Source organism: Actinomadura sp. B10D3 (genome assembly GCF_039871695.1).
Lineage (GTDB): Bacteria > Actinomycetota > Actinomycetes > Streptosporangiales > Streptosporangiaceae > Spirillospora > Spirillospora madurae.
In genome coordinates this window covers 72,924-98,197 of the sequence record NZ_JBDPLY010000035.1, presented here as the reverse complement: position 1 = coordinate 98,197, position 25,274 = coordinate 72,924, and the positions used below count along the sequence as shown (strand labels likewise).

Annotated in this window: 27 protein-coding genes; 16 read left to right on the top strand and 11 right to left on the bottom strand. The window is 73.0% G+C overall.

The genetic code is table 11. The features are described from left to right. Positions 1 to 23: 23 nt before the first annotated feature. Positions 24 to 1,007 carry an LLM class flavin-dependent oxidoreductase gene (locus ABGB11_RS36730; RefSeq protein ID WP_347640102.1) on the bottom strand — a complete coding sequence of 328 codons (984 nt, stop codon included), beginning with the start codon at positions 1,005 to 1,007 and terminating at the stop codon, positions 24 to 26. A gap of 54 nt (positions 1,008 to 1,061) precedes the next feature. Between ABGB11_RS36730 and ABGB11_RS36725 the strand changes: the two genes are divergently transcribed. From ABGB11_RS36725 to ABGB11_RS36710, 4 genes are all read left to right on the top strand, one after another. Then, complete coding sequence (locus ABGB11_RS36725; RefSeq protein ID WP_347640101.1) at positions 1,062 to 2,636, top strand: 3-hydroxybutyryl-CoA dehydrogenase; 1,575 nt, start codon at positions 1,062 to 1,064, stop codon at positions 2,634 to 2,636. A gap of 13 nt (positions 2,637 to 2,649) precedes the next feature. Beyond that, on the top strand, positions 2,650 to 2,955 hold the full coding sequence (locus ABGB11_RS36720) for an ATP/GTP-binding protein (protein WP_347640100.1): 306 nt from the start codon (positions 2,650 to 2,652) through the stop codon (positions 2,953 to 2,955). A 21-nt stretch (positions 2,956 to 2,976) separates the two neighbouring features. Next, a complete protein-coding gene (locus tag ABGB11_RS36715; RefSeq protein ID WP_347640099.1) occupies positions 2,977 to 3,699 on the top strand; it encodes an alpha/beta hydrolase in 723 nt (240 codons plus the stop codon). A 64-nt stretch (positions 3,700 to 3,763) separates the two neighbouring features. Continuing rightward, positions 3,764 to 4,564 carry an alpha/beta fold hydrolase gene (locus tag ABGB11_RS36710; protein WP_347640098.1) on the top strand — a complete coding sequence of 267 codons (801 nt, stop codon included), beginning with the start codon at positions 3,764 to 3,766 and terminating at the stop codon, positions 4,562 to 4,564. 39 nt (positions 4,565 to 4,603) lie between these two features. Here the strand turns inward: ABGB11_RS36710 and ABGB11_RS36705 are convergent, their stop codons facing one another. From ABGB11_RS36705 to mce, 3 genes are all read right to left on the bottom strand, one after another. Beyond that, on the bottom strand, positions 4,604 to 6,163 hold the full coding sequence (locus ABGB11_RS36705) for an AI-2E family transporter (protein WP_347640097.1): 1,560 nt from the start codon (positions 6,161 to 6,163) through the stop codon (positions 4,604 to 4,606). Between the two features lie 115 nt (positions 6,164 to 6,278). After that, a complete protein-coding gene (locus ABGB11_RS36700; protein WP_347640096.1) occupies positions 6,279 to 7,604 on the bottom strand; it encodes a DivIVA domain-containing protein in 1,326 nt (441 codons plus the stop codon). 329 nt (positions 7,605 to 7,933) lie between these two features. Further along, positions 7,934 to 8,368 (bottom strand): methylmalonyl-CoA epimerase, encoded by a 435-nt coding sequence (gene mce / locus ABGB11_RS36695; protein WP_347640095.1) that lies wholly within the window; start codon positions 8,366 to 8,368, stop codon positions 7,934 to 7,936. 127 nt (positions 8,369 to 8,495) lie between these two features. Between mce and ABGB11_RS36690 the strand changes: the two genes are divergently transcribed. After that, entirely contained in the window at positions 8,496 to 9,686 is a 1,191-nt protein-coding gene (locus ABGB11_RS36690; protein ID WP_347640094.1) for an acetyl-CoA C-acetyltransferase, read from the top strand. Positions 9,687 to 9,775: 89 nt separating this feature from the next. On the opposite strand, the gene ABGB11_RS36685 is transcribed toward ABGB11_RS36690, so the two are convergent. Further along, positions 9,776 to 10,477: a DUF4230 domain-containing protein gene (locus ABGB11_RS36685; RefSeq protein ID WP_347640093.1), complete on the bottom strand. Its 702-nt coding sequence runs from the start codon at positions 10,475 to 10,477 to the stop codon at positions 9,776 to 9,778. Positions 10,478 to 10,592: 115 nt separating this feature from the next. Here ABGB11_RS36685 and ABGB11_RS36680 point away from each other — a divergent pair, with 115 nt between their 5' ends. After that, complete coding sequence (locus ABGB11_RS36680) at positions 10,593 to 10,901, top strand: DUF3817 domain-containing protein (protein ID WP_347640092.1); 309 nt, start codon at positions 10,593 to 10,595, stop codon at positions 10,899 to 10,901. Positions 10,902 to 10,941: 40 nt separating this feature from the next. On the opposite strand, the gene ABGB11_RS36675 is transcribed toward ABGB11_RS36680, so the two are convergent. Both ABGB11_RS36675 and ABGB11_RS36670 read right to left on the bottom strand, forming a co-directional pair. Then, the gene (locus tag ABGB11_RS36675; protein ID WP_347640091.1) at positions 10,942 to 12,252 is read right to left on the bottom strand and encodes a hypothetical protein; all 1,311 of its coding nucleotides are present in this window, start codon (positions 12,250 to 12,252) and stop codon (positions 10,942 to 10,944) included. Continuing rightward, entirely contained in the window at positions 12,245 to 13,330 is a 1,086-nt protein-coding gene (locus tag ABGB11_RS36670; RefSeq protein ID WP_347640106.1) for an ATP-binding cassette domain-containing protein, read from the bottom strand. Before ABGB11_RS36670 ends, ABGB11_RS36675 begins: the two co-directional genes overlap by 8 nt. Before the next feature lie 443 nt (positions 13,331 to 13,773). On the opposite strand from ABGB11_RS36670, the gene ABGB11_RS36665 reads away from it, so the two are divergent. The 3 genes from ABGB11_RS36665 (at position 13,774) to ABGB11_RS36655 (ending at position 16,619) form a co-directional block, all read left to right on the top strand. Then, a complete protein-coding gene (locus tag ABGB11_RS36665) occupies positions 13,774 to 14,715 on the top strand; it encodes a tetratricopeptide repeat protein (protein ID WP_347640090.1) in 942 nt (313 codons plus the stop codon). A 188-nt stretch (positions 14,716 to 14,903) separates the two neighbouring features. Further along, positions 14,904 to 15,110: a cytidylate kinase family protein gene (locus ABGB11_RS36660; protein ID WP_347640089.1), complete on the top strand. Its 207-nt coding sequence runs from the start codon at positions 14,904 to 14,906 to the stop codon at positions 15,108 to 15,110. 105 nt (positions 15,111 to 15,215) lie between these two features. Continuing rightward, positions 15,216 to 16,619 carry an NAD-dependent malic enzyme gene (locus ABGB11_RS36655; protein ID WP_347640088.1) on the top strand — a complete coding sequence of 468 codons (1,404 nt, stop codon included), beginning with the start codon at positions 15,216 to 15,218 and terminating at the stop codon, positions 16,617 to 16,619. 37 nt (positions 16,620 to 16,656) lie between these two features. On the opposite strand, the gene ABGB11_RS36650 is transcribed toward ABGB11_RS36655, so the two are convergent. Further along, positions 16,657 to 17,037 (bottom strand): hypothetical protein, encoded by a 381-nt coding sequence (locus tag ABGB11_RS36650; protein ID WP_347640087.1) that lies wholly within the window; start codon positions 17,035 to 17,037, stop codon positions 16,657 to 16,659. Between the two features lies 1 nt (position 17,038). Here ABGB11_RS36650 and ABGB11_RS36645 point away from each other — a divergent pair, with 1 nt between their 5' ends. The 5 genes from ABGB11_RS36645 (at position 17,039) to ABGB11_RS36625 (ending at position 21,343) form a co-directional block, all read left to right on the top strand. After that, positions 17,039 to 17,341, top strand: a complete 303-nt coding sequence (locus tag ABGB11_RS36645; RefSeq protein WP_347640086.1) for a hypothetical protein — start codon at positions 17,039 to 17,041, stop codon at positions 17,339 to 17,341. Between the two features lie 121 nt (positions 17,342 to 17,462). Further along, positions 17,463 to 18,038: a YqgE/AlgH family protein gene (locus tag ABGB11_RS36640; protein WP_347640085.1), complete on the top strand. Its 576-nt coding sequence runs from the start codon at positions 17,463 to 17,465 to the stop codon at positions 18,036 to 18,038. A 10-nt stretch (positions 18,039 to 18,048) separates the two neighbouring features. Continuing rightward, complete coding sequence (locus ABGB11_RS36635; RefSeq protein ID WP_347640084.1) at positions 18,049 to 18,312, top strand: DUF3039 domain-containing protein; 264 nt, start codon at positions 18,049 to 18,051, stop codon at positions 18,310 to 18,312. Between the two features lie 127 nt (positions 18,313 to 18,439). Then, on the top strand, positions 18,440 to 19,528 hold the full coding sequence (locus ABGB11_RS36630) for a zinc metalloprotease (protein ID WP_347640083.1): 1,089 nt from the start codon (positions 18,440 to 18,442) through the stop codon (positions 19,526 to 19,528). Between the two features lie 36 nt (positions 19,529 to 19,564). Beyond that, the gene (locus tag ABGB11_RS36625) at positions 19,565 to 21,343 is read left to right on the top strand and encodes a DEAD/DEAH box helicase (RefSeq protein ID WP_347640105.1); all 1,779 of its coding nucleotides are present in this window, start codon (positions 19,565 to 19,567) and stop codon (positions 21,341 to 21,343) included. 341 nt (positions 21,344 to 21,684) lie between these two features. Here ABGB11_RS36625 and ABGB11_RS36620 read toward each other — a convergent pair whose 3' ends face one another. The 3 genes from ABGB11_RS36620 to ABGB11_RS36610 form a co-directional block, all read right to left on the bottom strand. Continuing rightward, positions 21,685 to 22,206 (bottom strand): gluconokinase, encoded by a 522-nt coding sequence (locus ABGB11_RS36620; RefSeq protein WP_347640082.1) that lies wholly within the window; start codon positions 22,204 to 22,206, stop codon positions 21,685 to 21,687. Further along, positions 22,203 to 22,790, bottom strand: coding sequence for an isochorismatase family protein (locus ABGB11_RS36615; protein WP_347640081.1), 588 nt, complete (start codon positions 22,788 to 22,790; stop codon positions 22,203 to 22,205). The genes ABGB11_RS36620 and ABGB11_RS36615 overlap by 4 nt, the downstream gene beginning before the upstream one ends. Before the next feature lie 77 nt (positions 22,791 to 22,867). Continuing rightward, a complete protein-coding gene (locus tag ABGB11_RS36610; protein WP_347640080.1) occupies positions 22,868 to 24,187 on the bottom strand; it encodes a nicotinate phosphoribosyltransferase in 1,320 nt (439 codons plus the stop codon). A gap of 132 nt (positions 24,188 to 24,319) precedes the next feature. On the opposite strand from ABGB11_RS36610, the gene clpS reads away from it, so the two are divergent. Next, entirely contained in the window at positions 24,320 to 24,616 is a 297-nt protein-coding gene (gene clpS, locus ABGB11_RS36605) for an ATP-dependent Clp protease adapter ClpS (protein WP_347640079.1), read from the top strand. Between the two features lie 22 nt (positions 24,617 to 24,638). After that, a complete protein-coding gene (locus tag ABGB11_RS36600) occupies positions 24,639 to 25,163 on the top strand; it encodes a DUF2017 domain-containing protein (RefSeq protein ID WP_347640078.1) in 525 nt (174 codons plus the stop codon). Positions 25,164 to 25,274 lie beyond the last annotated feature (111 nt).

Below are 25,274 nucleotides of genomic sequence, written 5' to 3'. Positions count from 1 at the left end.
CCGCGGCTCGCCCCCCCCCACGTCTATGTGGCGGCGCGGACCTTGGGGAGGACGTCGGCGCCCAGGCGGGCGATGTTCTCCAGGGTGGCGGCGCGGGAGCCGGCCGCCTCGACGAGCATGATCAGGTGTCTGATTCCGGTGCGTTCCACCGTGGTCAGCAGTGATTCGACGCAGTCGTCCGGTGAGCCGACGGGGTGCAGGTCGCACATGCGGCGCGTGTAGCCGACCGGGTCGCCGGGCGGGCGGGGACGGTCGTCCACGGCGACGTATCCGTCCAGGCCGGGGCCGAGCCAGCGCGGCATCTCGTCCAGGAGGGTGCGGACGGCCTCCTCTCGCGTGTCGGCGACCTGGGCCACGTGGGTCGAGATGTGGGGGAGGGACGGGTCGCCGTGGCGGGCGACGGCGGCGGCCTTCTCGTCCGGTCCCACGTGCATGCCGAGCAGCATCGGCAGGCCGCGTCCGGCCGCGAGCGCCTCCGTGGCAGGGGACGTGCAGGCGACCGTAATCTGCGGTGGGACGAGCGCGCGCGGGACGACCGGTACTTCACGGAAGCGGAAGTGCTCGCCCGACCACGCGACGCGGTCGGAGTGCAGCCAGGCGAGCAGCAGGTCCAGCGACTCGGCGAAGCCGTGCTCGTAGCGGGGGAGGCCGGTGCCGAAGACCTCCAGGTCCCGCCACGGTCCGCCGCGCCCGACGCCCAGCCGGAACCGGCCGCCGGACAGCAGCGACAGCATCGCGGCCTGCTCGGCCAGCGCCACCGGATGCTGGGTGGAGAGCACGCTCACCGCCGTCCCGACGTGGACGCGGGTGGTCGCGGCCAGGATGTGCCCGGCCAGCAGCGTCGCCGACGGGACGACGCCGTAGCTCATGAAGTGGTGTTCGGCCAGCCACACGTCGTCGAACCCGGCCAGCTCGGCGGCGAGGGCGGCCTCGACGGTGCGGGAGAGGGCGGCGGCGTCGTCCTGTCCGGGGAAACGGGCGGCGAGGAGGAAGATTCCGAGGCGCACGTTCCGGTCGTACCCGGGCACGGCGGCGCGTGCGCGCTCTGGGAGACTGCGGGCATGACTGGTGGTTCGTTCAGCAGGGTCGGGGTCGTCGGACTGGGCACGATGGGCGCGGGCATCGCCGAGGTGGTGGCGCGCGGCGGCCTCGCGGTCGTCGGCATCGAGGTGAACGCGGACGCGCTGGAACGCGGGCGCGGGCACCTGGAGAGTTCGACCGGGCGGGCCGTCAAGCGCGGCAGGCTCACCGAGGACGCGCAGCGCGAGATCCTCGGCCGGATCACGCTGTCCACCGACTTCGCCGACCTCGGCGACTGCGACCTCGTCATCGAGGCCGTCCCCGAGCGGCTCGACCTCAAGCGGACGGTCTTCACCGAGCTGGACCGGGTGTGCCGGGACGACGCCGTCCTCGCCACCAACACCTCGTCGCTGTCGGTCACCGACATCGCGGTCACCACCGGCCGTCCCAGCAAGATCGTCGGGGTGCACTTCTTCAACCCGGCGCCGGTGATGAAGCTGGTCGAGATCATCGGGACGGTGCTGACCGAGCCGGAGGCCGTGACCCGGGTCGCCGAGCTGGTGCGGGGCCTCGGCAAGACGCCGGTCACGATCGGGGACCGCGCCGGGTTCGTCGCGAACCGGCTGCTGTTCGGCTACCTGAACCAGGCCGCCGGGATGCTGGAGGCCGGCCACGCCACCCGCGATGACATCGACACCGCGATGAAGGAGGGCGCGGGCCTGCCGATGGGTCCGTTCACCCTCATGGACCTGATCGGCCTCGACACCTGCCTGGAGGTCCTGGAAGCCATCTACGCCGAGTCGCGGGACCGGCGGCACGCCGCGTCGCCGCTGCTCCGCGAGCTGGTCACCGCCGGGCTGCTCGGGCGCAAGACCGGCCGCGGCTTCCACTCCTACGGCGAATCCGCCGGTGCCGGGGAGGAGGAGGCCGTGGACGTCCCGCAGCCGGTGGTGGGGATCGTCGGCGTCGGCCCGCTCGCGGACGCGGTCGCCGCGCTGTGCGACCGGGCGGGCAGCGAGGTGCGCGACTCCGCCGCGGGCCTCGGCGGCTGCGACCTGATCATCGAGGCGGCGGAGGACGCCGAGGCCGCGCGGGCGCTGCTGTCGGCCGCCGTCCAGGCCGCCAAGCCCGGCACGGTCGTCGCCGTCACCTCCGTCGGCGGCTCCGTGATCGAGCAGGCCATGGCCACCGGACGTCCCGCCGACGTCGTCGGGCTGCACCTTCCCGACCCGGCGGGCACCCTCGCCGAGGTCGCCGCGACGGTGGCGACCGCTCCGGACGTCGCCGAGCGCGCCGCCGGGCTGCTCGGGCGCCTCGGTCTCACCGCCGTCCGGTGCCGCGACCGCGCCGGCTTCATCGTGGACGCGCTGCGCTTCCCGTACCTGAACGACGCCGCCGCCATGCTCGGCGCCGGGTACGCCGACGCCGACGCGATCGACGCCGCGATGACGCTGGGCTGCGGCTACCCGACCGGGCCGGTCGCCGACCTCGACCGCCTCGGCCCGGACCGCGCCGTCGCCGTGCTGCGCGCCCTGCACGCGGAGACCCGCGAGCCGTCGCTCGCCCCGTCCCCGCTCCTTGTGGAGCACGTCACCGCGGGCAAGCCGCTGCGCTGAATATCCTCGAAGCATGAGCCCCCGCAAGAACCGCCGCGCCGTCTCCGGACGCCCCCCGACGGGCGGTGCCCGGGTCGAGGAGACCGAGGAGGGGCCGGACGGCGAATGGATCGTCCGGCCGATCGCGGGGGCCAACGCGACGAAGCCGTACCGGTGCCCCGGATGCGACCAGGAGATCCCGCCGGGTGTCGGGCACGTCGTCGCCTGGCGGGCGGGCGACCGCGGCGACGACCGGCGGCACTGGCACCGCCCCTGCTGGCAGGCCCGCACCCGGCGCTCGCCCCGCATCCTGCGCGGCCGCAACGCGCCCCGTTACTAAGCCCGTTCACTAAGGAGACCCATGGCGGAGATCAGGGCGGCGAGCGTGCTGCCGGCGCGGCGCGAGGAGATCACGCTGCACACGTCCGACGGGCTGGAGCTGGTCGGGGAGCTGGCGCTGCCGCCGGAGCGGCCGCCGGTGGCGACGCTGGTCTGCCTGCATCCGCTGCCCACGGCCGAGGGGATGATGGACAGCCACGTGCTGCGCAAGGCGTCCTACCGGCTCCCGGCGCTCGCCGACCTCGCGGTGCTGCGGTTCAACACCCGCGGGACGACGTCGGCGCGCGGCACGAGCCAGGGCGAGTTCGGTGACGGGGAGACCGAGCGGTTCGACGTGGCGGCGGCGCTGGAGTACACCGAGTACCACGACCTGCCGCGCCCGTGGCTGCTCGGCTGGTCGTTCGGCACGGAACTGGCGCTGCGGTGGGGACGCGACCCGCTGGTGGAGGGCGTGATCCTGCTGTCGCCGCCGCTGAAGCGCGCCGGGGACGCCGACCTGGACGCGTGGGGCGCCGACGGGCGCCCGGTGGTCGCCCTCGTGCCCGAGTTCGACGACTACCTGCGCCCGGCGGAGGCGCGGGAGCGGTTCAAGCGCGTCCCGCAGGCCGAGGTGGTCGCGGTGGACAACGCCAAGCACCTCTGGGTGGGCGAACCCTACGTCCGGACCGTGCTGAACGAGATCGTCAAGCGGGTCGCGCCGGCCGCCCATCCGCTGCCCACCGAATGGGATGAATCGGACAACTAAACACATGCGGCCGATCGCGGCCACTCCTGTCCCACCGGACGCGATCGCGGGTGACGATTGCCCAATGACGGTGCAGCTGTACGCACGGGACGTCGGAGCCGGCACACCGCTGGTCCTGCTGCACGCCTTCCCGCTCTCCTCGGCGATGTGGCTGGCCCAGCGCGAGGGCCTTGCGAACCGCTTCCGGGTCATCACCCCCGACCTGCGCGGTTTCGGCGGGTCCGTCCTCGGCGACGACGAGCCGTCGATCGACACCATGGCCGACGACGTCGCCCGCGTGTTCCGCCGCCTCGGCGTCCGGCGGGCCGTCGTCGGGGGCCTGTCCATGGGCGGCTACGTGGCGATGGCGCTGTGCCGGCGGCACCCCGACCTGATCCTCGGCCTCGTGCTGGCGGCGACCCGCGCCTCCGCCGACACCGCGCCCGTCCGGGAGAACCGGCTGCGCCAGGCCGAGCGGCTGGAGCGCGACCGCAGCCCCCGGGTCCTCGTGGACGAGGTGCTGCCCGGCCTCGTCGGGCCCACCACCTACCGGCAGCGCGCCCTGATCTACGGGCGGGTCCGCGGCCTCGTCCAGGCCACCCCGCCGCATGCCGCCGCGTGGGCGCAGCGCGCCATGGCGGGACGCGCGGACTCGTTCGGCACGCTCCGCGACCTGCGGGTCCCCGCCCTCGTCATGGTCGGGGACGAGGACGAACTCGCCACCGAGGACGAGGCCCGCGCCATGGCCGAAACCCTGCCGAACGCCGAGCTGCTGGTGATGCCGCGCGCCGGCCACCTGTGCGCGGTCGAGCAGCCGGACCTGTTCAACCAGGCGGTGGCGGAGTTCGCCGCCGCCCTCGCCCGCACGTCCCGGCCCGCGGGGTGACGGCCCGCGGGGTGACGGCCGCCCCGCCGCCACCCGAGCTCAGAGCGTCTCCTGGCGGGGCATGACCACCTCGCGGATCAGCAGCGAGATCGCCGCCGCCGTCGGGATCGCCAGCAGCGCCCCGACCACGCCGAGCAGCGCCGCCCCGACCAGCGCCGCCACGATCGTCACCGCCGGCTGGACGTCCACGGTCCGCTTCATCACGCGCGGATAGACCAGGTAGTTCTCCAGCTGCTGGTACACCAGGTAGAAGATCGCACAGATGATCAGGTCGGTGGTGTCGCCGGTGAGGAACGCGACCAGCGACACGATCACCGCGCCGATCGTGGCCCCGATCAGCGGGATCAGGTCGGTCACCGCGACGATCAGCGCCAGCGCGAGCGCGTACTTCACCCCGATGATCGACAGGAAGACGTACGAGCTGACGCCCGCGATGAACGCGATGGTGAACTGCCCGGCGACGTAGCCGCCGATCCGGTCGAGGATCTCGTCGCCGAGCAGGGCGACGCGGGCTCTTCGCGAGCGCGGCGCGAGCTGGTAGAAGAACGTCTTGATCTGCGGCAGCGAGCTGAGGAAGTACAGCGTCAGGATCAGGATCGTGATCGTCTGGAAGATGCCGTTGACCGCGACCTTGCCGATACCGGTGGCGGTATCGGTGAGGCTGTTCTGGAAGTCGGGGCTGTTGACGCCCTTCTCGGCCCGTTCCAGCAGGCCGTAGCGCTTGTCCCAGTCGGCCAGCGTCTGGTTGTTCTGCAACTGCTCGACGTACTCGGGGATGTTCTTGCGCAGCTCGGTGACCTGCTCGGTGACCGGCTGGACGAGCGAGGCGACGAACCCGGCGAAGAACAGGATCACCAGCAGGAACACCGACGCGACCGCCGCGCCGCGCGGGAGCCCGAACCTGCGGAGCCGCTCGACCGCCGGGTTCAGCCCGACCGCCAGGAACATCGCGACGACGATCATCACGATCACGGACTTGGCGTTGGTCGCGGCCCGCACCAGCAGCCAGGCGGTGATGACGCCGAGCGCCGCGGTGAACCCGAACACGAACGGGTGGGCGCGGCCGAGCGGCTGGCCGGGCCGCCCGAACGGGAACAGGTGGTCGACGCCCGCCTCGCGCTTGCGCTGCTCGACGTCGTGCGCCGGGTCGGGGGCGCGCGGGTCGGGTGCGGCCCGCTCGGTGGCGACCCGTGCCGGGAGGTTCACCGGGGTGCCTGTCGCCGGGTCGCGTTCCCCGACGGGCGGCTCCGTCTCCTCGGGGACGAGCGCGCCGCTGGGCGCGACCTCGGTGTCGCCCTCCCCGTCCCCGTCCCGGTCGCCCTCGGCGTCCTGGTCGGTCTCGGCGTCCTGGTCGGTCTCGCCGTTCCGGTCGGCTTCCTCGGTGTCGGCGCTGCCGGTGTCCGCGCTCTCCGCGCCGGACTCGCCGGACTCGCCGGACTCGGTCGGCTCGGTGGAGTCGCCGGGCAGGCCGGGTTCGGACGCGGGTTCCGTCCGGTCGTCGTCGGGGGGCGGGGCCGGCGTCGGGACCCTGCCGGCGGCCGCGGGCCGGGTCTCGCCGGACGCCGGTTTCGGACCGTCCTCGTGGGTCTCGTCGGGCACGCCGCTCTCCTCTTCGTCACGCCTACGGTGTGGGACGACGGAAAGCCTGGAGACGTTTCACCGCCTCCAGGCTTTTCCCTGTCACGCGCAGACCGTCAGGCGGCCACCGTACCGGTCACTCCTGCCACCAGTCCTCGTCGTCCTCCTCGGACTTCTTGGCCTGGGCCGGCTTGGCGGCGGGCGCGGCCTTGGCGGCCGGCTGCTGCTTCGGCGCGGCCTGCGCCGGGGCCGGCTTCGGCTCGGCCGCCGGGATCGCGGCCTTCTCCGGGGGCGCGGGCAACTCGGCCTCGCTGCCCATCGTCGGCGCGACGCCGCCGATGAGCTGGCGCAGCTGGTTGAGGTGGCTGGTGATGCTGTCGCGCTGCCGGGTGAGCTCGTCGACCTGCCGCTGTGCCGCGGTCCGGACGCGGTCGGCCTCGGCCTTGGTCTCGGCGAGCAGCTGCTCGGCCTGCGCCTTGGCCTCGGCGATCACGTTGTCGGAGTTCTTGCGGGCGTTGGCCATCAGCTGCTTGGCGTGCGAGTCGGCCTCGCGCCGGGTCTGCTCGGCCTGCTGGGTCGCCTTCGCGGCGCGCTGCTCGGCGGACGCGGCGCGCTGCTCGGCCTCGGCGACGAGCTTCTGCGTCGCGGCCTGAGCCGCGGAGTGGCGCTCGGCGTCCTGCCGGTCGGCCTCCTCGCGGCGGGCGGCGAGCTGGATCTCGAACTCCGCCTCGGCCTGGGCGCGCTGGGCCTCGCTCTCCTCCAGGATGCGCTGTGCCTGGGCGCGCATCTCGTCGGCCTGCCGCTTGGCCGTGGTGAGGATCTCGTCCCGCTCGCGCTTGGTGGACGCGCGCAGCTGCGCGACCTCGCGCTCGGTGGTGGTGCGCAGCTTGGCGATCTCCCGCTCCGCGGCGGCGCGCTTCTCGGCGACCTCGTGGTCGGCGGTGGCGCGCAGCTTGGCCACCTCGCGCTCGGTGGTGGAGGTCAGCTCGTCGGCCTCGCGGCGGGCGGAGGTGCGCACCTCCTCGGCCTCCCGCTCGGCGGCCCCGCGCATGTCGTCGCCCTCGCGCTGGGCGTTGGCGCGCAGTTCGGCGGCGTCGTTCTCGGCGGTCGCGCGCTGCTCGGCGGCGTCCACCTTGGCCGCGGCCTTGATCTCGTTGGCCTCCGACCGGGCGGCCTGGACGAGCTCGGTGGCCTGCTCCTCGGCGAGCCGCAGCAGCTGCTCGATGCGGGCGCCGAGACCGGAGTAGGTGGGACGTTCCTGCTCCTGCAGCTGCCGATGGGCGTCCGACAGCTCCCGCTGCAGGGCCTGGGTCTGCTCGCGGGTCTGCCGCACCTCGTTGTCGAGCGTCTTGATGTGCTCGTCGACCTGGTGCCGGTCGTAGCCGCGAAGCACCACGTCGAACTCGCGCGGGGGCGTGTCTTCAAAGAAGTTGCTGAGCTGGGCGTCGATGTCGGACTGCATGTGGCTCAATCCTGATGTGACGGGGCTACGGGTGGTTCCGGGGACCGGTTGATCGCCTGGCGTGAAACGGCGCTGAGCCCCAGACCTCTTCCGGCGAATGAAGCGTACTCCGGACACTGCCGTGTTGGGGGCTCATCTTGACGCGCTGCGTGGATTGTCCCTTTTGTTTGGGCGCGTCGCCGGTCCTCGGGTGCCCAGGTGCCGGGGGTGCAAATACACCAGATGTGTCCGAACGGTCACAGAGCGGCGGTCGATGCCCCGGCCCCCGTGACCGTGATATCGAACACGTCACGATCCGGTCGCGCCCGCGCCTCCCCCGGCAGGCAAGATCATCCGGCGTCCGGGCGCTTCTGCACGAGCTCCGTCAGGACGCCGTGGCAGTCCTTGGGGTGCAAAAAGTTGATCAAAGATCCCATGGATCCGTTCCGCGGCGCGTCGTACAGCACCCGGACGCCCTTCCCGGCGATGCCGGCGGCCTCGTCGGCGACCGTCCCGTCCGTCCCGAACGCGATGTGGTGGACGCCCTCGCCGTTCTTCTCCAGCCACTTGGCCACCGCCGAGTCCTCCCGGATCGGCTCGATCAGCTGGAGGTAGCTCGCGGCCCCGTCGCCGGTCTCGTTGATCTTGAGCATGCACTCCCGGACGCCCTGCTCCTCGTTCACCTCGAAGTGCGCGTCGGTGAAGCCGTAGGTCGCCTTGTAGAACTCGACGGTGGCCTCCAGATCGCGACAGGCGATGCCGATGTGGTCGATACGGGTCAGCATGGGCGTTACTCCCTCTTGGGCGTCCAGACCGCCTCTCAGGCGTCCAGGCGGGGGCGAACGGAACCGATCGCAGGTCCCCTGGGTATCGTGGCAAACGTCGCCGCAGCACCGCTTGGGAGGCCCCCACATGACCGCAACGTCCGTGATCGTCGCCGGAGCGCGCACCCCCATCGGGCGCCTGATGGGCTCGCTGAAGGACTTCTCCGCGGCCGACCTCGGCGCGCACGCGATCAAGGCGGCGCTGGAGCGGTCCGGGGTCTCCGGCGACCAGGTGCAGTACGTGATCCTCGGCCAGGTGCTCCAGGCCGGCGCGGGCCAGATCCCGTCCCGGCAGGCCGCGGTCAAGGCGGGCATCCCGATGAGCGTCCCGTCCATCACGATCAACAAGGTGTGCCTGTCCGGGCTGGACGCGATCGCGCTCGCCGACCAGCTGATCCGCGCGGGCGAGTTCGACATCGTGGTGGCCGGCGGCATGGAGTCGATGTCCCAGGCGCCGCACCTGCTGCCGAAGTCGCGCGGCGGCTACAAGTACGGCTCCGTCGAGGTCCTCGACCACATGGCCCACGACGCGCTCACCGACGCGTTCGACGGCATCTCCATGGGCGAGTCGACCGACCGCTACAACGCCAAGCTCGGCATCACGCGCGGGGAGCAGGACGAGTTCTCCGCCCGCTCCCACCAGCGCGCCGCCGAGGCCATCAAGAACGGCGTTCTCGACGACGAGATCGCCCCGGTCGAGATCCCGCAGCGCAAGGGCGACCCGGTCGTCTTCGCCCAGGACGAGGGCGTGCGCGGCGACACCAGCGCGGAGGTCCTCGCCCGGCTGCGTCCCGCGTTCGGCAAGGAGGGGACGATCACCGCGGGCTCGTCCTCGCAGATCTCCGACGGCGCCGCCGCGGTCGTGGTGATGTCCAAGGCGAAGGCCGAGGAGCTGGGCCTCACCTGGCTCGCCGAGATCGGCGCGCACGGCAACGTCGCCGGGCCGGACAACTCGCTCCAGTCCCAGCCGTCCAACGCGATCAAGCACGCCCTCGGCAAGGAGGGCCTGTCCGTGGACGACCTCGACCTCATCGAGATCAACGAGGCGTTCGCCTCCGTCGGCATCCAGTCGATGCGCGACCTCGGCGTCGGCCCGGAGAAGGTCAACGTCAACGGCGGCGCCATCGCGGTCGGCCACCCGGTCGGCATGTCCGGCGCCCGCATCGCCCTCCACCTCGCCTACGAGCTGAAGCGCCGCGGCGGCGGCCTCGGCGCCGCCGGTCTCTGCGGCGGCGGCGGCCAGGGCGACGCCCTCATCCTGAAGGTCCCCACCGCATAGGGCCGGCACCCTGCTCCGGGAGCGTCGCACGACACTTCCGCGCCCCCGTCTCCACGGCTACCGCTGGTTCAGTGAGCTGACGCCTTCGGTCACTGGGATGCCGGGGTGATGGTGACGGTCTTGAAGCCGAGGGCCTTGAGCATGTTCTCCAGCATCGACTTCGTGTTGGCGTCGGCGCGTTCCTTGAGGCCGCTCTGGGCTGCGGCCGTCTGGATCTTCTGCGATGCCAGGACGTAGAGCTGCTGCTGGTTGTTCGGGTTGCTGCTGAAGAAGTCGCCGAACCGGTCGAGCAGGCCGCGCTGGGTGGCGTAGACGTAGCTGTTCTTCGTGTCGAGGTTCGTCGGCCCCAGTTGGGCGCGCGGCAGCGTGATGGTGGCGGCCGTCCGGTCCGCGTTGACCTTCACGGCGCCGGAGCCGAGCTTGGAGAGGTCGACGTAGGCGTCGACGGAGCCGTTGCCGACGAACAGGGTGCGGTTGCCGCGCAGCGAGGACGGCAGGAACTTGGCGTCCTTCTCCAGGTCCACGACGACCTGGAAGTTGCCGCTCGCGGCCTCGTAGCGGTGGAGGTCGCGGATCGACTTGAGCAGGACGGGCCCGCTGCGGTCCTTCGTCTCCTCCTCGAACGGGTTCAGCCAGCCGGGCAGGCCCCGCAGCGCCTGCTGCGCGACCAGCACCAGGGCGATCGTGGCCACGACGAGCACGACGGGGGTGGGGAGGCCGCGCCGGGGCGGACGGGACCGGCCGGGGGACGGCGTGGGTTGCGCGTCGTTCTTCGGTTCCGAGCGAGCCATGTAGGCAACCATTCCCGGCAGGACCGCCGTGTACCTGGCACGCCGGTGAGGTCAGTGTGATCAAGGCCATAGGGCGGTCCGAAACCCGGGCCGCCTCTTCGCCGTTGGCCCCGGCGTGGATCTGATTCGCGTTTTCCGGTACGTCTCCATCGCGGAGGCGGCCTCGTTCCTGCTCCTGCTGCTGGTCGCGATGCCGCTGAAGTACGGAGCGGACGCGCCGGCCGGCGTGCAGCTGATGGGCCCGGTGCACGGAGTGCTGTTCATGGCCTACGTCGGGCTGGTGTTCCTGGTCCGCGGGCAGTTGCGCTGGGACCTCCTGCGGACGGTCCTCGCGCTCGGCGCGGCCGTCCTGCCGGTCGCCCCGTTCTTCGTGGAGCGCCGCTTGACCACGCCCCCGGCCGAGGCGGTCGCGGGGAGCGCCTGAGCCCCCGCGTGACCGCGGCCGGGTGGGGGTCCGGCCGCGGTCACGCGGGGGGTCGCGCGCCGTCCAGTGCCTCGCGGCGGGGGTGCTTCGCGGGGCGGTGCTCCTTCTCGCGGTGGGGGGTGCGGAAGTCGCCCCGGCCGAGCGCGCAGGTGCGGTACTCGGTGAAGTGGAGCCGGAGCCAGGCGCGGCGGCGGTGCTCGCTCCAGGAGGCGAACCGCCGGGCGGTCCGCGAGTCGGGGACGGCGCGGGGATCGTCGCCGAGGAGCCACGCGTCGACCAGCGCGCGGTAGCCGTTGGGGGAGGCGCAGGCGGGGCCGTCCTTGAGGCCCTCGCTGATCTGCCGGACGGCGCGTGCCGCGTACCCGGGGGAGAGGTTCTCGTCGATGTGGACGGCCGCGACACCGCCCGCCACCGTGACGGGCACCCAGGCGGGGCGCTGCTCCACCCTGGTGAACGCGCCGGGCGTCCCGTCCAGCCGCGCGGCGAGAGGGGTGACCTGCTCCATCAGCCGCGGCAGCGCGTGGCGCAGCGCGGGGTGCACGCAGACGGTCAGCGGCCACCGCCGGCACGCCTGCTCTGCCGCGGCGGGCGCGACCGCGCCGGACGAGCCGCGCAGGTCGAGCGTGGCGGCGGCGGTCGCGGCCAGCGCCACCGCCAGGGGGAGGACGATCAGGAACCGGCGCGTCACCCACATCACGTAGCCGAGGATCAGCACGGTGGTCGTCCCGGCGGCCCAGAGGACCTGGTCGGCGAAAACCGCGGGCCGCAGGGTGGTGAACAGGTCGAGGCGGGGGAGCGCGGCAGGGGGGAGCAGGCTCCACCAGGACTCGCCAGGGACGCGCAGGGCGGCCCACAGGGACGTCACGGCCAGGACCAGGGCGGCGGTGACGCGGTGCGGGACGACGCGACCGGTCAGGTACCCCACGACCACGTGGAGGACGAGCGCGCCCGCGCCCGCGACCGCGCCGAGCGGGTGCGGATGGCCCGCCTCCTCGTGCACGAGGGTGACGGCGACGACCAGGGCCGTGACCGCGAGGTAGGACACCAGCGCCGCGGACGACAGCAGCAGCAGGTCGAACAGCACGCCGGTGGCGGGCGAGCGCGCCGTGAGGTCGCGCAGGTAGTCGAGCGGGCGTTCCCGGACGGCCGCCCACGCGGCGAGGCCCGCAGCGACCGGACCCAGGAACCGGACGGCGTTGACCAGCGCGACGACCGTGTTGTCCCAGTACGCGACCGAAGGGCACAGCGACAGCACTGTGGCCGCCGTCCCGGCCAGGGTGAGGACCGGCACCGCGACCAGCAGCGCCGTGCGGCGGGCGTCCAGCCGGAGCACCCGCCCGAGGTCAGACACCGCCGGCGCTTCCGGCGGGCGGCCGCCGCGCCCTCGCCAGCTGCGGCCCGGCCGGCTGCGGCAGCGCGATCCGCGGCAGCGCGAGGCGCGGGAGCGTCGGCCGGGCGGGGCGCCGCCCCCCGGCCCCCTGTGCCTCAAGGGCGGCGGGCGAGGCGTGGACACCGCTGCTCTCCGGCTTCAGGACGCCCTGCTGTTTCAGGGTGCGCTGCGGTTTGAGAGCGCCCTGTGGGTTCAAGGTGCCTTGTGGTTCCAGAGTGCCCTGTGATGGTTTCAGGGTGCGCTGCGGATTCAGGACGCGCCGCGGGGCGCGGGCGGGGCTCGGGTCGAGGGCGCGCTGGTGGTCCGGGGACGGCTGCTGTCCGGGGGCGGTGCGGCGGTCGGCGGCGGAGCGGCCCCGGCGGGCGGTGGCGGAGTGCGCGGGCTGCTCGGCCAGCCGCCCGCGGGTGAGCGTGAAGAGCCGGTCGCACCAGCCGGTGAGCGTCTCGGTGACGTCGGCGGTGACGAGGACCGCGGGCGCCAGCGAGCGGAGCACCGGGATCAGCTCAGCCATCGCCGCGGTGAGCGACCGCCGCCCCGGGCCCTCGGCGCCCGTCGGCCAGGGCTCCGCCGCCGCGCACAGCTCGCCGAACGGGTCGTCCAGGAGCAGCACGTCGGGTTCGTGGACGCAGGCGGCGGCGAGCCCGGCGCGCAGCCGGACGTCCGCCGGCAGCAGCGCCAGCTCCGTCCCGGCGGCCTCGGTGAGATCGAGGCGCCGCAGCATGGAGCGCGCGGCGGACGCGCTGGTCCGCTTGTAGTACGCCGCGTACGCGACGAACTCGCCGGCCGTCATGCTCTCCGCGCGGGAGAACCGCGCGGGCAGGTAGCCGATCCCGGCGCGGGCGGCCCGCAGCCCGGCGGAGTTCGTTATGTCGTGTCCGAGAATGTGCAGCACGCCGGTATTCGGTTTGCGCAAGGTCGCGAACGTGGCCAGCAGAGTGGATTTACCGGCACCCGGTGGACCGGCCAGGCCGACCACGCCTTCGGGCACGCCGAAGGTCACCGGGCGCAGGAGCCACCGCCCCCCGCGGCGGACACCCATTCCTCGGGCCACGATCACGGAATGCTCCGCGATCACAAGTTTCCCCCCGTAGCTCGTCATGCGCGCGGCCGGACGGTGCGCCTGCCGGCGCCGGTGGCCTCGGGTCCCCCAACCCGCCACGCGGCGCCCGCCGGGCCGGGCCGCCTCCGGGCGGCGCCGGCGCCGGTCGCTGTGGCCGGGCCGCGATGCATCGACATCGTGACTATAACCGGGCTTGGTGATGGCTGTCAGCAATCTTTTTGCCTTTACGGCAGGCTGCCTGGATTCTTTGCCCGCCGCCCTTAAGTCGCGAATTCAAAAAAGGAGGATAAGCGCCTGAATATGCCGTGGAGGGGGACGTGCCGGGCGCCCGCCCCGCCCGCGCGCTCCGCTGGGAGCGTACGGAGGCGCAGCCGGACGCCGTCATGGGGCAGGATGGACCCATGCCTTCTCAGGACTTTTCGTTGCACGGGGCCATCGACCTGGGGGCTCGCCAGGCCGCGGCAAGGAAGCAGCAGGAACGCCGGGCCCAGGCTGGCGGCGCAGGGACGGGTGCCGGCGCGGGCGCGGCCGGCGGGCCGTACGTCGTGGACGTCACCGACGAGACGTTCAACACCGAGGTGGTGGAGCGGTCGCAGTCCGTCCCCGTCCTCGTGGACTTCTGGGCCGAATGGTGCGGTCCGTGCAAGCAGCTCAGCCCGATCCTGGAGAAGCTCGCCACCGAGGCGGCCGGCAAGTGGATCCTGGCCAAGGTCGACATCGACGCGAACCCGCAGCTCGGCGCCTACATGCAGCAGATGGGCGTGCGCGGCATCCCGTTCGTGGCGGCGGTCGTCGGCGGCCAGCTGCTGCCGTTCCTGAACGGCGCGGCTCCGGAGCCCCAGGTCCGCCAGGCCATCGACCAGCTCTTCGAGGCGCTCCGCAAGGAGGGCATCCTGCCGGACGTCCCCGAAGGCGAGCAGCCCCAGGGCGGGGCGGCGGGCGCCCCCGCGGTCGACCCGGTGTACGCCGAGGCCGAGGAGGCCATGCAGCGCGGTGACATCGACGGCGCCAAGGCCGCGTTCGAGCAGATCCTCGCCCAGAAACCGCGGGACGGCCAGGCCAAGCAGGGGCTCGCCCTGGTCGAGCTGAGCCAGCGTGTCCGGTCGCTGGACCCCGACCGCACTCTCCGGGAGGCGGGCGAGAAGCCCGGCGACGTCCAGGCCCAGATCAGCGCGGCCGACGTGGAGATGGTGTCCGGGCGCATCGAGGACGCCTTCGAGCGGCTGCTGGGCTCGGTCCGGCGCAGCGCGGGCGACGACCGCGACGCGGCGCGCAAGCACCTGCTGTCGCTGTTCGAGCTGCTGCCGCCGGACGACCCGCGCGTCTCCACGGCCCGCCGCGGTCTCCAGTCCGCCCTGTTCTGACCTGCCGCGACCCGCGTCCCGCCCGCTTCCCGGGGGGCGGGAACGGGCATGCTCCCGGGGGTGAGCGCGCGGGTTGTGACGATTTCGGCCACATTCGGCGCGGGTGGCCCGGTCGTCGGTCCCGCCGTGGCGGGCGAGCGCGGCGGCCGCGTGCTGCTGGCCCGCGCCGCCGCGGAGATGCCGCCCGGATGGGACGTTCTACCCCGACCAGGACACCCGACCGCGAGGCGGAGCGTATGCTCGATGACAACGACCGCGCCCGGACGGCCTACGGGAAGCATTTCTACGGGGCCGACCCGGCCGATCCGCGGCTCTACCACCTCGTGATCGACTCCACGAGGCTGCCCGTGCCGGCGACCGTCGAGCTCATCGTCGTCGCGGCCCGGGCTTTCTGAGTCACGGGACGGGCCCGGGCGGCGGCCCCCGGACGCGCCGTCCCCCCGGGGGCCCCGGCGCGCGCCGGATGTGGGACGGACCCGGAGCAATAGGGAGCAGCAGTCGTGGCGAGCGTGCCGAGCGTGTCGTACTCCATCACCGTCCGGTTGGAGGTCCCGGCCGGAGGGCGGGCCGTCAGCCAGATCACCCACGTGGTCGAGAACGCCGGCGGCATCGTCACGGCGCTGGACGTCAACACCGCCGGCCACGAGACGCTGCGCATCGACGTCACGATCGCGACCCGCGACACCCAGCACGCCGAGGCGATCGCCGGGGCGCTGGAGAACATCGAGTCCGTCAAGATCCACAAGGTCAGCGACCGGACGTTCCTGATGCACCTCGGCGGCAAGATCGAGATGCAGTCCAAGGTGCCGCTGCGCAACCGCGACGAGCTGTCGATGGCCTACACGCCCGGTGTCGCCCGGGTCTCCCTCGCGATCGCCCGCAACCCCGAGGACGTCCGGCGGCTGACGATCAAACGCAACAGCGTCGCCGTCGTCACCGACGGCTCGGCAGTGCTCGGCCTCGGCAACATCGGCCCGGAGGCGGCGCTGCCCGTCATGGAGGGCAAGGCGGCGCTGTTCAAGCGGTTCGCCGGGATCGACGCGTGGCCGATCTGCCTCGACACGCAGGACACCGACGAGATCGTCCGGACCGTGCAGATCCTCGCCCCCGCGTTCGGCGGCATCAACCTGGAGGACATCTCCGCGCCGCGCTGCTTCGAGGTCGAGGCGCGGCTGCGCGGGCTGCTCGACATCCCGGTCTTCCACGACGACCAGCACGGCACAGCGATCTGCGTGCTGGCGGCGCTGACCAACGCGCTGCGGGTCGTCGGCAAGGACATCGGCTCGGTCCGCATCACGATGGCGGGCGCGGGCGCGGCCGGCAGCGCGATCCTCAAGCTGCTGATGCACGCGGGGGCCCGCAACGTCGTCGTCTGCGACTACCACGGCGCGGTGCACCAGGGCCGCGACGACCTGGACGACTCGCTGGGCTGGATCGCCGAGCACACCAACGCCGACGGCTACGCCGGCGACCTGCGCGGCGCGGTGAAGGACGCCGACGTGTTCGTCGGCGTGTCCGCCCCCGGCATCCTGAACGGCGACGACATCGCCTCGATGGCCGATGACGCGATCGTGTTCGCGCTCGCCAACCCCGAGCCGGAGGTCTCGTGGGACGAGGCCCGCGAGCACGCCGCCGTGGTCGCCACCGGCCGCAGCGACTACCCCAACCAGATCAACAACGTGCTGGCGTTCCCCGGCGTGTTCCGCGGCCTGCTGGACGCGCAGGCCGACGGCGTCACCCTCGACATGCTCGCCGCGGCCGCGAAGGCGCTCGCCGAGGTGGTCACCCCGGACGAGCTCGGCCCGAACTACATCGTGCCGAGCGTGTTCCACCCCGACGTCAGCACGCGCGTCGCGGGCGCCGTCCGGGAGGCCGCCGGAGGCCGCCCGCGCACCGAGGCCTGACCGGGCCCGGCGCGCCGGAGGTCCCGCCGGTGCGCTCTCAGTCCTTGCCGGCGAAGATCTTCTCCCGGCGGCGGGGCCAGATGCCGCCGTACCAGAAGATGATCGCGCCGGTGAGGATGATGGCGCCGCCGGTCGCGGCCCGCGCCCACAGGACGGCGTCCGGGCCGGTGTGCGGCAGCTGGTTCGGCGGCGTCTCGCTCGGCGCGGCGCCCGCCTTCTTGCAGTTGGCCCGGACGGTGTCGCTCTCGATCTGCCGGTTGGCCCAGCGGACGGTGACGCGGGTGCCGCGGTCCTCGCGGAGCTTGACGGCGACGGTGCGGGTGGCGCCGGGGCCGATCGTGCCGGGGATCGCGGCGGTGTCGTCGTTCTTCTCGATCGAGTAGTCCTCGTTCTTGGTCCCGGTGTTGCGGATCCGCACGTTGACGGTCCGTTCGGGGCAGGACACCGGCCCGATGCTCGCGGTCACCGGCCGCGCGGGGGCGCTCGGCGACGGCGACCCCTTCCCGGACCGGGTCGGGCTCGCCGAGGCGGACGGCGAGGTGCCGGACGGGCTCGGGCTCGCCGACGTGGTGGCGGAGGAGGCCGGCGACGCCGACCCGTCCCCGTCGAACAGCGCCGGGATCGCGATCAGCGCCCCGATGACGATGAACACGGCGGCGATGACGACCCTGGGCAACTGCATCGCTGTCCTCCCGGCGCGCGGACCAAGCGGTGGCCGATGATCCTAGATCATTCTCGACCCGGGACCCTGTGGAGCCGATATCCCCATCGATAGGAATGCGTAACAGGCTAACGACCGGGAGGGCGTGCCGCCGGAGGTCCGGGCAACGCATGATGGGACCCATGGAAGACGGCATCAGGGTGGGGCTCCTGCTGGTGGCGACCCCTCAGCTGGAGGATCCGAACTTTCGGCGGAGCGTCGTCCTGCTGGTCGAGCACGACATGGACGGGGGGACGCTCGGAGTTGTCCTCAACCGGCCGACCGAGGTTCCGGTCGGCCGCGTCCTGCCGCCGTGGGCCGAACTGGTCACCGGGCCGGCGGTGGTGTTCCAGGGCGGGCCGGTCGCGCTGGAGAACGCGCTCGCCCTCGCGCGCCTGCCCGGCGAGGACGAGCCGCTCGGCTGGCGGGCGCTGGACGGCGGCACCGAGGTGTCGCGGGTGGGCCTGGTCGACCTGGAGGCCCCGCCCGGCCTGCTGGCGGCCGAGCTGCTGCAGCTGCGGGTGTTCGCCGGGTATGCGGGCTGGTCGCCGGGGCAGCTGCGCGCCGAGATCGAGGAGGGCTCGTGGTACCTGGTGCCCGCCGAGGCCGGGGACGTGTTCGCCGGCGACCCGGAGCGGCTGTGGCAGTCGGTCCTGCGCAGGCAGGGCGGCGACCTGGCCTTCGTCTCCACTTTTCCCGAGGACCCGACGCTGAACTAAGGTGAACGACGTGAGTACGAAGATCCTTCCTGACAGCGACACCCAGAGCGATGTCAAGCCGGACCTCTCGCACGGTGACGGCGACCACGAGCGGTTCGCCCACTACGTGAAGAAGGCCAAGATCACCGAGAGCGCGGTGACCGGGACGCCGGTGATCGCGCTGTGCGGCAAGGTCTGGGTGCCCAACCGGGATCCGAAGAAGTACCCGGTCTGCCCGGAGTGCAAGGAGATCTACGAGTCCATGAAGGCGGGCGGCGGCGACGGCGGCGAGTGACCGGCCGCCGGACGGCGGCCGATGAGCGCGGCGCCCATGTAGGCGTGCGCGCGTGAGGGTCCCGCGGGTGTGACCGCGGGACCTTGGCGTTTCCGAACCACGGGACGTTTCTACATACGGGGGATTGATGCGGCGGATCGCGGGGGCTTCGCTGTGCGCACTGCTGGTCACGGTGGGTGCGGTGTCCGGTTCGGTGAGTGACCGGGGCGGGGGCCGGGACCGGGGCCGCGCCGCCCCGGCCGTCCGGGACAGTGGTTGCGGGCCCGGTTCCGCCGCGCGGGCGGCCCGCCCGCACGACCGGGCCGCTCTCGGCCACGACGGGGCGGTCGCCCTGCTCGCCGATCTCCACCGCACGCTCCTCGACCGGTTCGGGACGTCCGACCTCGCCGAGCTTGACGGGGCCCAGTTCGGCGGGGCCCAGTTCGGCGGGGCCCAGTTCGGCGGGGCCCGGTTCGGCGCGTCCCGGCGCATCGCGCGGCGGCTCGTCGTCCCGGTGCGGTTCCACGTGGTCCACAGCGGGCGGCACGGGCGGCTGTCCGTGCGGGCCGTCCGGCGGCAGATCGCCACGCTGAACGCCGCGTACAGCGGGAAGAAGGGCGGCGCGGACACGCGGGTCAGGTTCCGCCTCAGAGGCTACGACCGCACGAACAAGGCGTCCTGGTTCTATCACCCGCAGCACTACGAGCACGCCATGAAGCGGCGCCTCCGCAAGGGCGGGCGAGGCACGCTCAACGTCTACACGGCCTCCGTCGGGGCGGAGGTGCTGGGCTTCTCCACGTTCCCGCAGTGGTACCGGCGCGATCCGCGCATGGACGGCGTGGTCGTCGACTACCGCAGCCTGCCGCGCGGGTCGTACGCGCCGTTCAACCACGGCTACACGGGCGTGCACGAGATCGGGCACTGGCTAGGCCTCATGCACACGTTCGAGGGCGGATGCACGCCGCCGGGGGACGGGGTGGCCGACACCCCGTACGAGGCGGTGCCCGCGGAAGGATGCCCGCGCCACCGCGACACGTGCCCGCAGCGGGGCCGCGATCCGGTGCACAACTTCATGGACTACGCCCACGACTCCTGCATGCGGGGCTTCACCGCAGGTCAGGGGCGTCTCATCCGGGCGTCGTGGGCGGCGTACCGGTCCCGCGGGCACGGCCGCCACCGTGTGGATCCGGGCACAGCCGGGCCGGGCACGGCACGATCTGTCGGTGGGGCTCGATAGCCTTCGATGACCGTGAGCACCTTCGCCGCATCGAGCATGCCCCCCGCGTTCCCCGAGCGGGCCGCCTGGGGGACCGCGTCGTCCCTGCGCGCCTGGCAGCAGCAGGCGCTGGAGGCGTACTTCGGGGGTTCCGGGGGTCGCTCCCCGGATGAGCACAGCGGGACGGACGGCACCAAGCCGGGTCCGCGCGACTTCCTCACCGTCGCGACGCCCGGCGCCGGTAAGACGACGTTCGCACTGCGGCTCGCCCGCGAGCTGATGGAGCGGCGCGTCGTCTCGGCGATCACGATCGTGTGCCCGACCGAGCACCTCAAGCGGCAGTGGGCCGAGTCGGCGGCGCGCGTCGGCATCAAGATCGACCCCGAGTACCAGAACGGGCAGGGCCCCGTCGGCAAGGACTTCCACGGCGTCGCCGTCACCTACGCGACCGTCGCCGCCCGCCCGGCCCTGCACCGCAACCGCACCGAGTCGCGCAAGTCGCTGGTCATCTTCGACGAGGTCCACCATGCGGGCGACGGCCTGTCGTGGGGCGACGCCGTCCGGGAGGCGTTCGAGCCCGCGACACGGCGGCTGGCCCTCTCGGGCACGCCGTTCCGCACCGACATCAACCCGATCCCGTTCGTCCAGTACGAGGAGGGGCCCGACGGCGTGCGCCGCAGCCGGGCCGACTACACCTACGGGTACGGCCCGGCCCTCGCCGACGGGGTCGTCCGGCCGGTGATCTTCCTGGCGTACGCGGGGGAGATGCGCTGGCGCACCCGCGCCGGCGACGAGATCACCGCGACCCTCGGCGAGCCGCTCACCCAGGACCAGACCGCCCAGGCGTGGCGGGCCGCGCTCGACCCGAAGGGCGACTGGATCAAGCAGGTGCTGGCCGCCGCCGACCGCCGGCTGACCGAGCTGCGCCGCGCCATCCCGGACGCGGGCGGCCTGGTGATCGCCACCGACCACGAGGCCGCCCGCGCCTACGCGAGGATGCTCCGCGCGGTCACCGGGCAGGGCGCCACGATCGTGCTGTCGGACGACCCGACGGCGTCCAAGAAGATCAAGCACTTCGGCGAGACCGACGACCGCTGGATGGTCGCGGTCCGCATGGTGTCCGAGGGCGTCGACATCCCGCGCCTGTGCGTCGGGGTGTACGCCACGTCGACCAGCACGCCGCTGTTCTTCGCGCAGGCGATCGGCCGTTTCGTCCGCGCCCGCAAGCGCGGCGAGACCGCGTCGGTGTTCCTGCCGTCGGTGCCGACCCTGATGGGCCACGCCTCCGAGATGGAGGAGGAGCGCGACCACGTCCTGGACCGTCCCGTCCGCGAGGACGGCCTGGACGACGAGCTGCTCGCCGAGGCGAACCGGCAGCAGGACACCCCCGACGTCGGCGAGGAGCTGCCGTTCGAGACGGTGGAGGCGTCCGCCACGTTCGACCGGGTCCTGTACGACGGCGGCGAGTTCGGCATGAACGCCGAGCCCGGCTCCGTCGAGGAGGAGGAGTTCCTCGGCATCCCGGGCCTGCTGGAGCCCGAGCAGGTGTCGGCGCTGCTGCGCAAGCGCCAGGCCGACCAGATCGCCAACGAGCGGAGGAAGAAGACCGGCGACCTGCGCGCCGACCGCACCGCCGCCGAGGACGTCGCCGCCCTCCGCCGCGAGCTGAACGGCCTGGTCGGCGCCTGGAACCACCGCACCGGAAAGCCCCACGGCGTCATCCACACCGAGCTGCGCGCCGCGTGCGGCGGGCCGGCGATCGCCCAGGCCAGCACCGACGACATCCGCAAGCGCATCGCCAAGATCCGCGAGTGGGCCGCCAAGCGGCGGCACTGAGCGGCGTTAATCCGCTGGCACGGGACGTGCCCCGGGGCCTACCTTCGGCGGTGCCCGATCCCGAGCGAAGGGGGCCGTCATGTACCGCGACCGAGACACCGAGGCGTCCTTTTGAGCGGACCAGCAAGCGCCGTAGGGGGTTCCCTCTAGCGAGACCAGGGTGAAGCGCGGCGACCGGACGGTCGGCGTCGATACCGAGCTGGTCGAGAAGCTGGGCGGCAACGACCCCTGCCCGTGCGGGTCCGGGCGGCGCTTTCCGCCGGTGCTGCCGGCCCACCGGACGGTTCGACGGCGTGCTCGGCCACTACTACGTCCGTGACTGAGCAGGCGGGTCCCCGCGGTCAGCGCGGCCGCGGGGACAGGTCCAGGGCCTTGAGGATGTGCGTGACCGTCTCCTCGGGGGTGCCGGTGACGGGGACGGTGGCGATGTTCTCGTCCGGCTCCGGGCGTTCGAGGTCGGCGAACTGGGAGTCGAGCAGGTCCGCGCTGAAGAAGTGGCCCTTGCGGGCCCTCATGCGGGCCGCGATCGTGTCGCGGTCGCCGTCCAGCAGGACGATGCGGACCCCGGCGTGCCCGTCGACCAGCAGGTCCCGGTACCTCCGCTTGAGCGCGGACGAGGTGACGACGCCCGGGCGGCCGGTGGTGACGCGCTCGCCGATCCAGGCGGCGATGGAGCGCAGCCAGGGGAGGCGGTCCTCGTCGGTGAGCGGGTGGCCCGCGCGCATCTTGGCGATGTTGGCCTCGGGGTGGAACGCGTCCGCCTCCGCGTACTCCCAGCCGAGGCGTTCGGCGAGGAGCGTGCCGATGGTGGTCTTGCCGCTGCCGGACACGCCGGCGACCAGGATGACCGTGGGTTCCGTCATGATCCGGCGGTCACCACCGGGGAGCCGGACAGGATGACGCCCTCCCGGCCGAGCTCGTCGAGCGCCCGGTCGACGGTGGCCTTGCCGACCCCGGCGGTGAGGTCGAGCAGGACGGTCGTGCGGAGCCCGGCGCGGACGGCGTCGACCGCGGTGGCCCGGACGCAGTGGTCGGTGGTGAGGCCGGCGATGTCCACGGCGTCCACCCCGCGGGAGGCGAGCCAGTCGGCGAGCGGCGTGTCGTCGTCGGAGACGCCCTCGAAGCCGCTGTAGGCGGCGGTCTCGCGGCCCTTGCTGAACACGGCCTCGATGGGCGCGAGGGCCAGGTTCGGGTGGAAGTCGGCGCCCGGGGTGCCGATCACGCAGTGCGGCGGCCACGTGTCGACGTAGTCGGGCTCGCCGGAGAAGTGTTCACCGGGGTCGAGATGGAAGTCGCGGGTCGCCACGATGTGCGCGTAGTCGGACCGATGCTCCGCCACGTACTCCGAGATCGCGCCGGCCACCGCGGCACCGCCCTCGACGGCGAGCGAGCCGCCTTCGCAGAAGTCGTTCTGCACGTCCACGATGAGCAGAGCTTTCTTGCCCATGACCGCTCCCTTTACCGGTTGCCCCGCCGGGTCTGCACTGACCGTACCCCAGCCTTCGTGCCCAGTGCGGCGCGGCTTCAACGGGGCGGGTCGCCGTCGACGTACTCGGTCGGGACGGCCGGTTCCCCCCGGGAGAGCTGGAGCGCCGTCGCGGGCAGTTCGGCGACCGACCGCGCGTGGCGCTCCCTCGCCTCGCGCAGCGGTTCGCGCCCGATGATCTCCCCGTCCCGCACCAGCGGCACCTGGAGGACGCGGTCGCGGTGCCCGGGGGTCGGCGCGCCGGTGGAGACGGTCTCGGCGTAGGCGACGCCGCGCCCGTCGATGCGCCGCACGGCCGTCTTGCGCCCGCCCCTGGTCGGCTTGCCCACCGAGCGTTTCGCGGCAGGCCGCATGGGCGCGTCCGCCTCGGGGCCGTCCGCGCGCGCGACGAGCTTGTAGACGAGCGACGCGGTGGGGGCGCCGGAGCCGGTCACCAGGGACGTACCGACGCCGTAGCCGTCCACCGGCGCGGCGGCGAGGGCGGCGATGCCGTACTCGTCCAGGTCGCCGGTCACCACGATGCGCGTGCCGGTCGCGCCGAGCGAGTCGAGCTGCTCGCGGACGCGGCGGGCCATCAGGCCGAGGTCGCCGCTGTCGATCCGGACGGCGCCGAGCGACGGCCCGGCCAGCTCGACCGCCGTCCGCACGGCCCGCTCGACGTCGTAGGTGTCGACCAGCAGCGTCGTGCCCTCGCCGAGCGCGTCGAGCTGCGCCGCGAACGCGTTCCGCTCGCCGTCGTGCAGGAGGGTGAACGCGTGCGCGCTCGTCCCGGCGGTCGGGACGCCGTAGAGCCGGCCGGCCTCCAGGTTGGACGTCGTGGTGAACCCGGTGATGTAGGCGGCGCGGGAGGCGGCCACGGCGGCGCGCTCGTGGGTGCGCCGCGACCCCATCTCGATGATCGGCCTGCCCTGGGCCGCGTGCGCCATCCGGGACGCGGCGGACGCGATCGCGCAGTCGTGGTTGAGGATGGACAGCGCGAGCGTCTCCAGCAGGACGGCCTCGCCGAACGTCCCCTCGACCGTCAGGATCGGCGAGTCCGGGAAGTAGCAGTCGCCTTCGGCATAACCCCAGATGTTCCCGGTGAAGCGATACTTCTCCAGCCATTGCGCCGTGGGCTCGTCCACGATCCCGCGGGAGGTGAGGAAGTCCAGCTCGGTGGTGCCGAAGCGGTACGCCTCGATCGCGTCCAGGAGCCGCCCGGTGCCCGCGACCACCCCGTAGCGGCGCCCGGCGGGCAGGTTCCGCGCGAACACCTCGAAGACGGCGCGGCGGCCGGCCGTCCCGCTGCGCAGGGCGGCCTGGAGCATGGTCAGCTCGTACTGGTCGGTCAGCAGCGCGGTGCCGTAACCAAGGTCCACAGTGGAACCATACGGTCTCATGTGGGCACGATGGACGTGCGGGCCGCGGACCCGAACCGGGGCATAGCATCGGGGTTGCGGTGGGCGGACCGACTTCACGCAGAGAAAGGGGGCACGCCGTCGATGAGCGCCATGAGCACGGCGCCCGCACCGGTGGAGCTGGAACGGCCGGACGCCGAGGAGGACGTGCGTCCCGACAGGCCGTGGCTGGCGATCGTCTGGAACGACCCGATCAACCTGATGTCCTACGTCACGTACGTGTTCCAGGCCGTCTTCGGCTACCCGAAGCCCAAGGCCGAGAAGCTGATGCTCGACGTGCACCACAAGGGGCGCGCCGTCGTTGCCAACGGCACTCGCGAGGAGATGGAGCGGGACGTCGAGATCCTGCACTCCTACGGCCTGTGGGCCACCGTCAAGCAGGACGACTGAGCCGGGCAGGACGACTGAGCCGATGAGCCATGTGAAGAAGACCCGCGAGGGCGTCCGGGTGCGCCTGGAGACCGAGGAGACCGCGCTCGTGCGCGCCCTGATGGAGCAGCTGCTCGCGCTGCTCGGCGACGCGCCGGACGCGGACGGCGAGCTGGCCTCCATCGGCATCTCCGAGAACACCACGGCGCCGGACGACCCGGTGCTGGCGCGGCTGTTCCCGGACGCCTACCGCGACGACGGCGAGGCCGCGGGGGAGTTCCGCCGCTACACCGAGATGGGGCTGCGCGACGGCAAGCGCGAGGCCGCCGAGACCGTCCTTGGGGCGCTGCGCCAGGAGGGCACGGACGCCGTCCTGGACGAGAAGCAGGCGCAGGCGTGGCTGCGGGCGCTGAACGACGTCCGGCTCGCGCTCGGCACCCGGCTCGACATCACCGAGGACTGGTACGAGCAGGCGGAGAGCATGGACCCGCGCGACTCCCGCGCCCCCATGTTCGCGGCGTACGACTGGCTCACGATGCTGCAGGAGAGCCTCGTCCGCGCGCTCTGAAGGGCGGCGGGCGAGCCCGTCCACACCTGGCCAAACTGGACATCACCGATTGTCGGGACGCCTGTGCGGAGCGTTGTTAGCGTTGTCGCAGGGGACTGAGGGGCCCGCCGC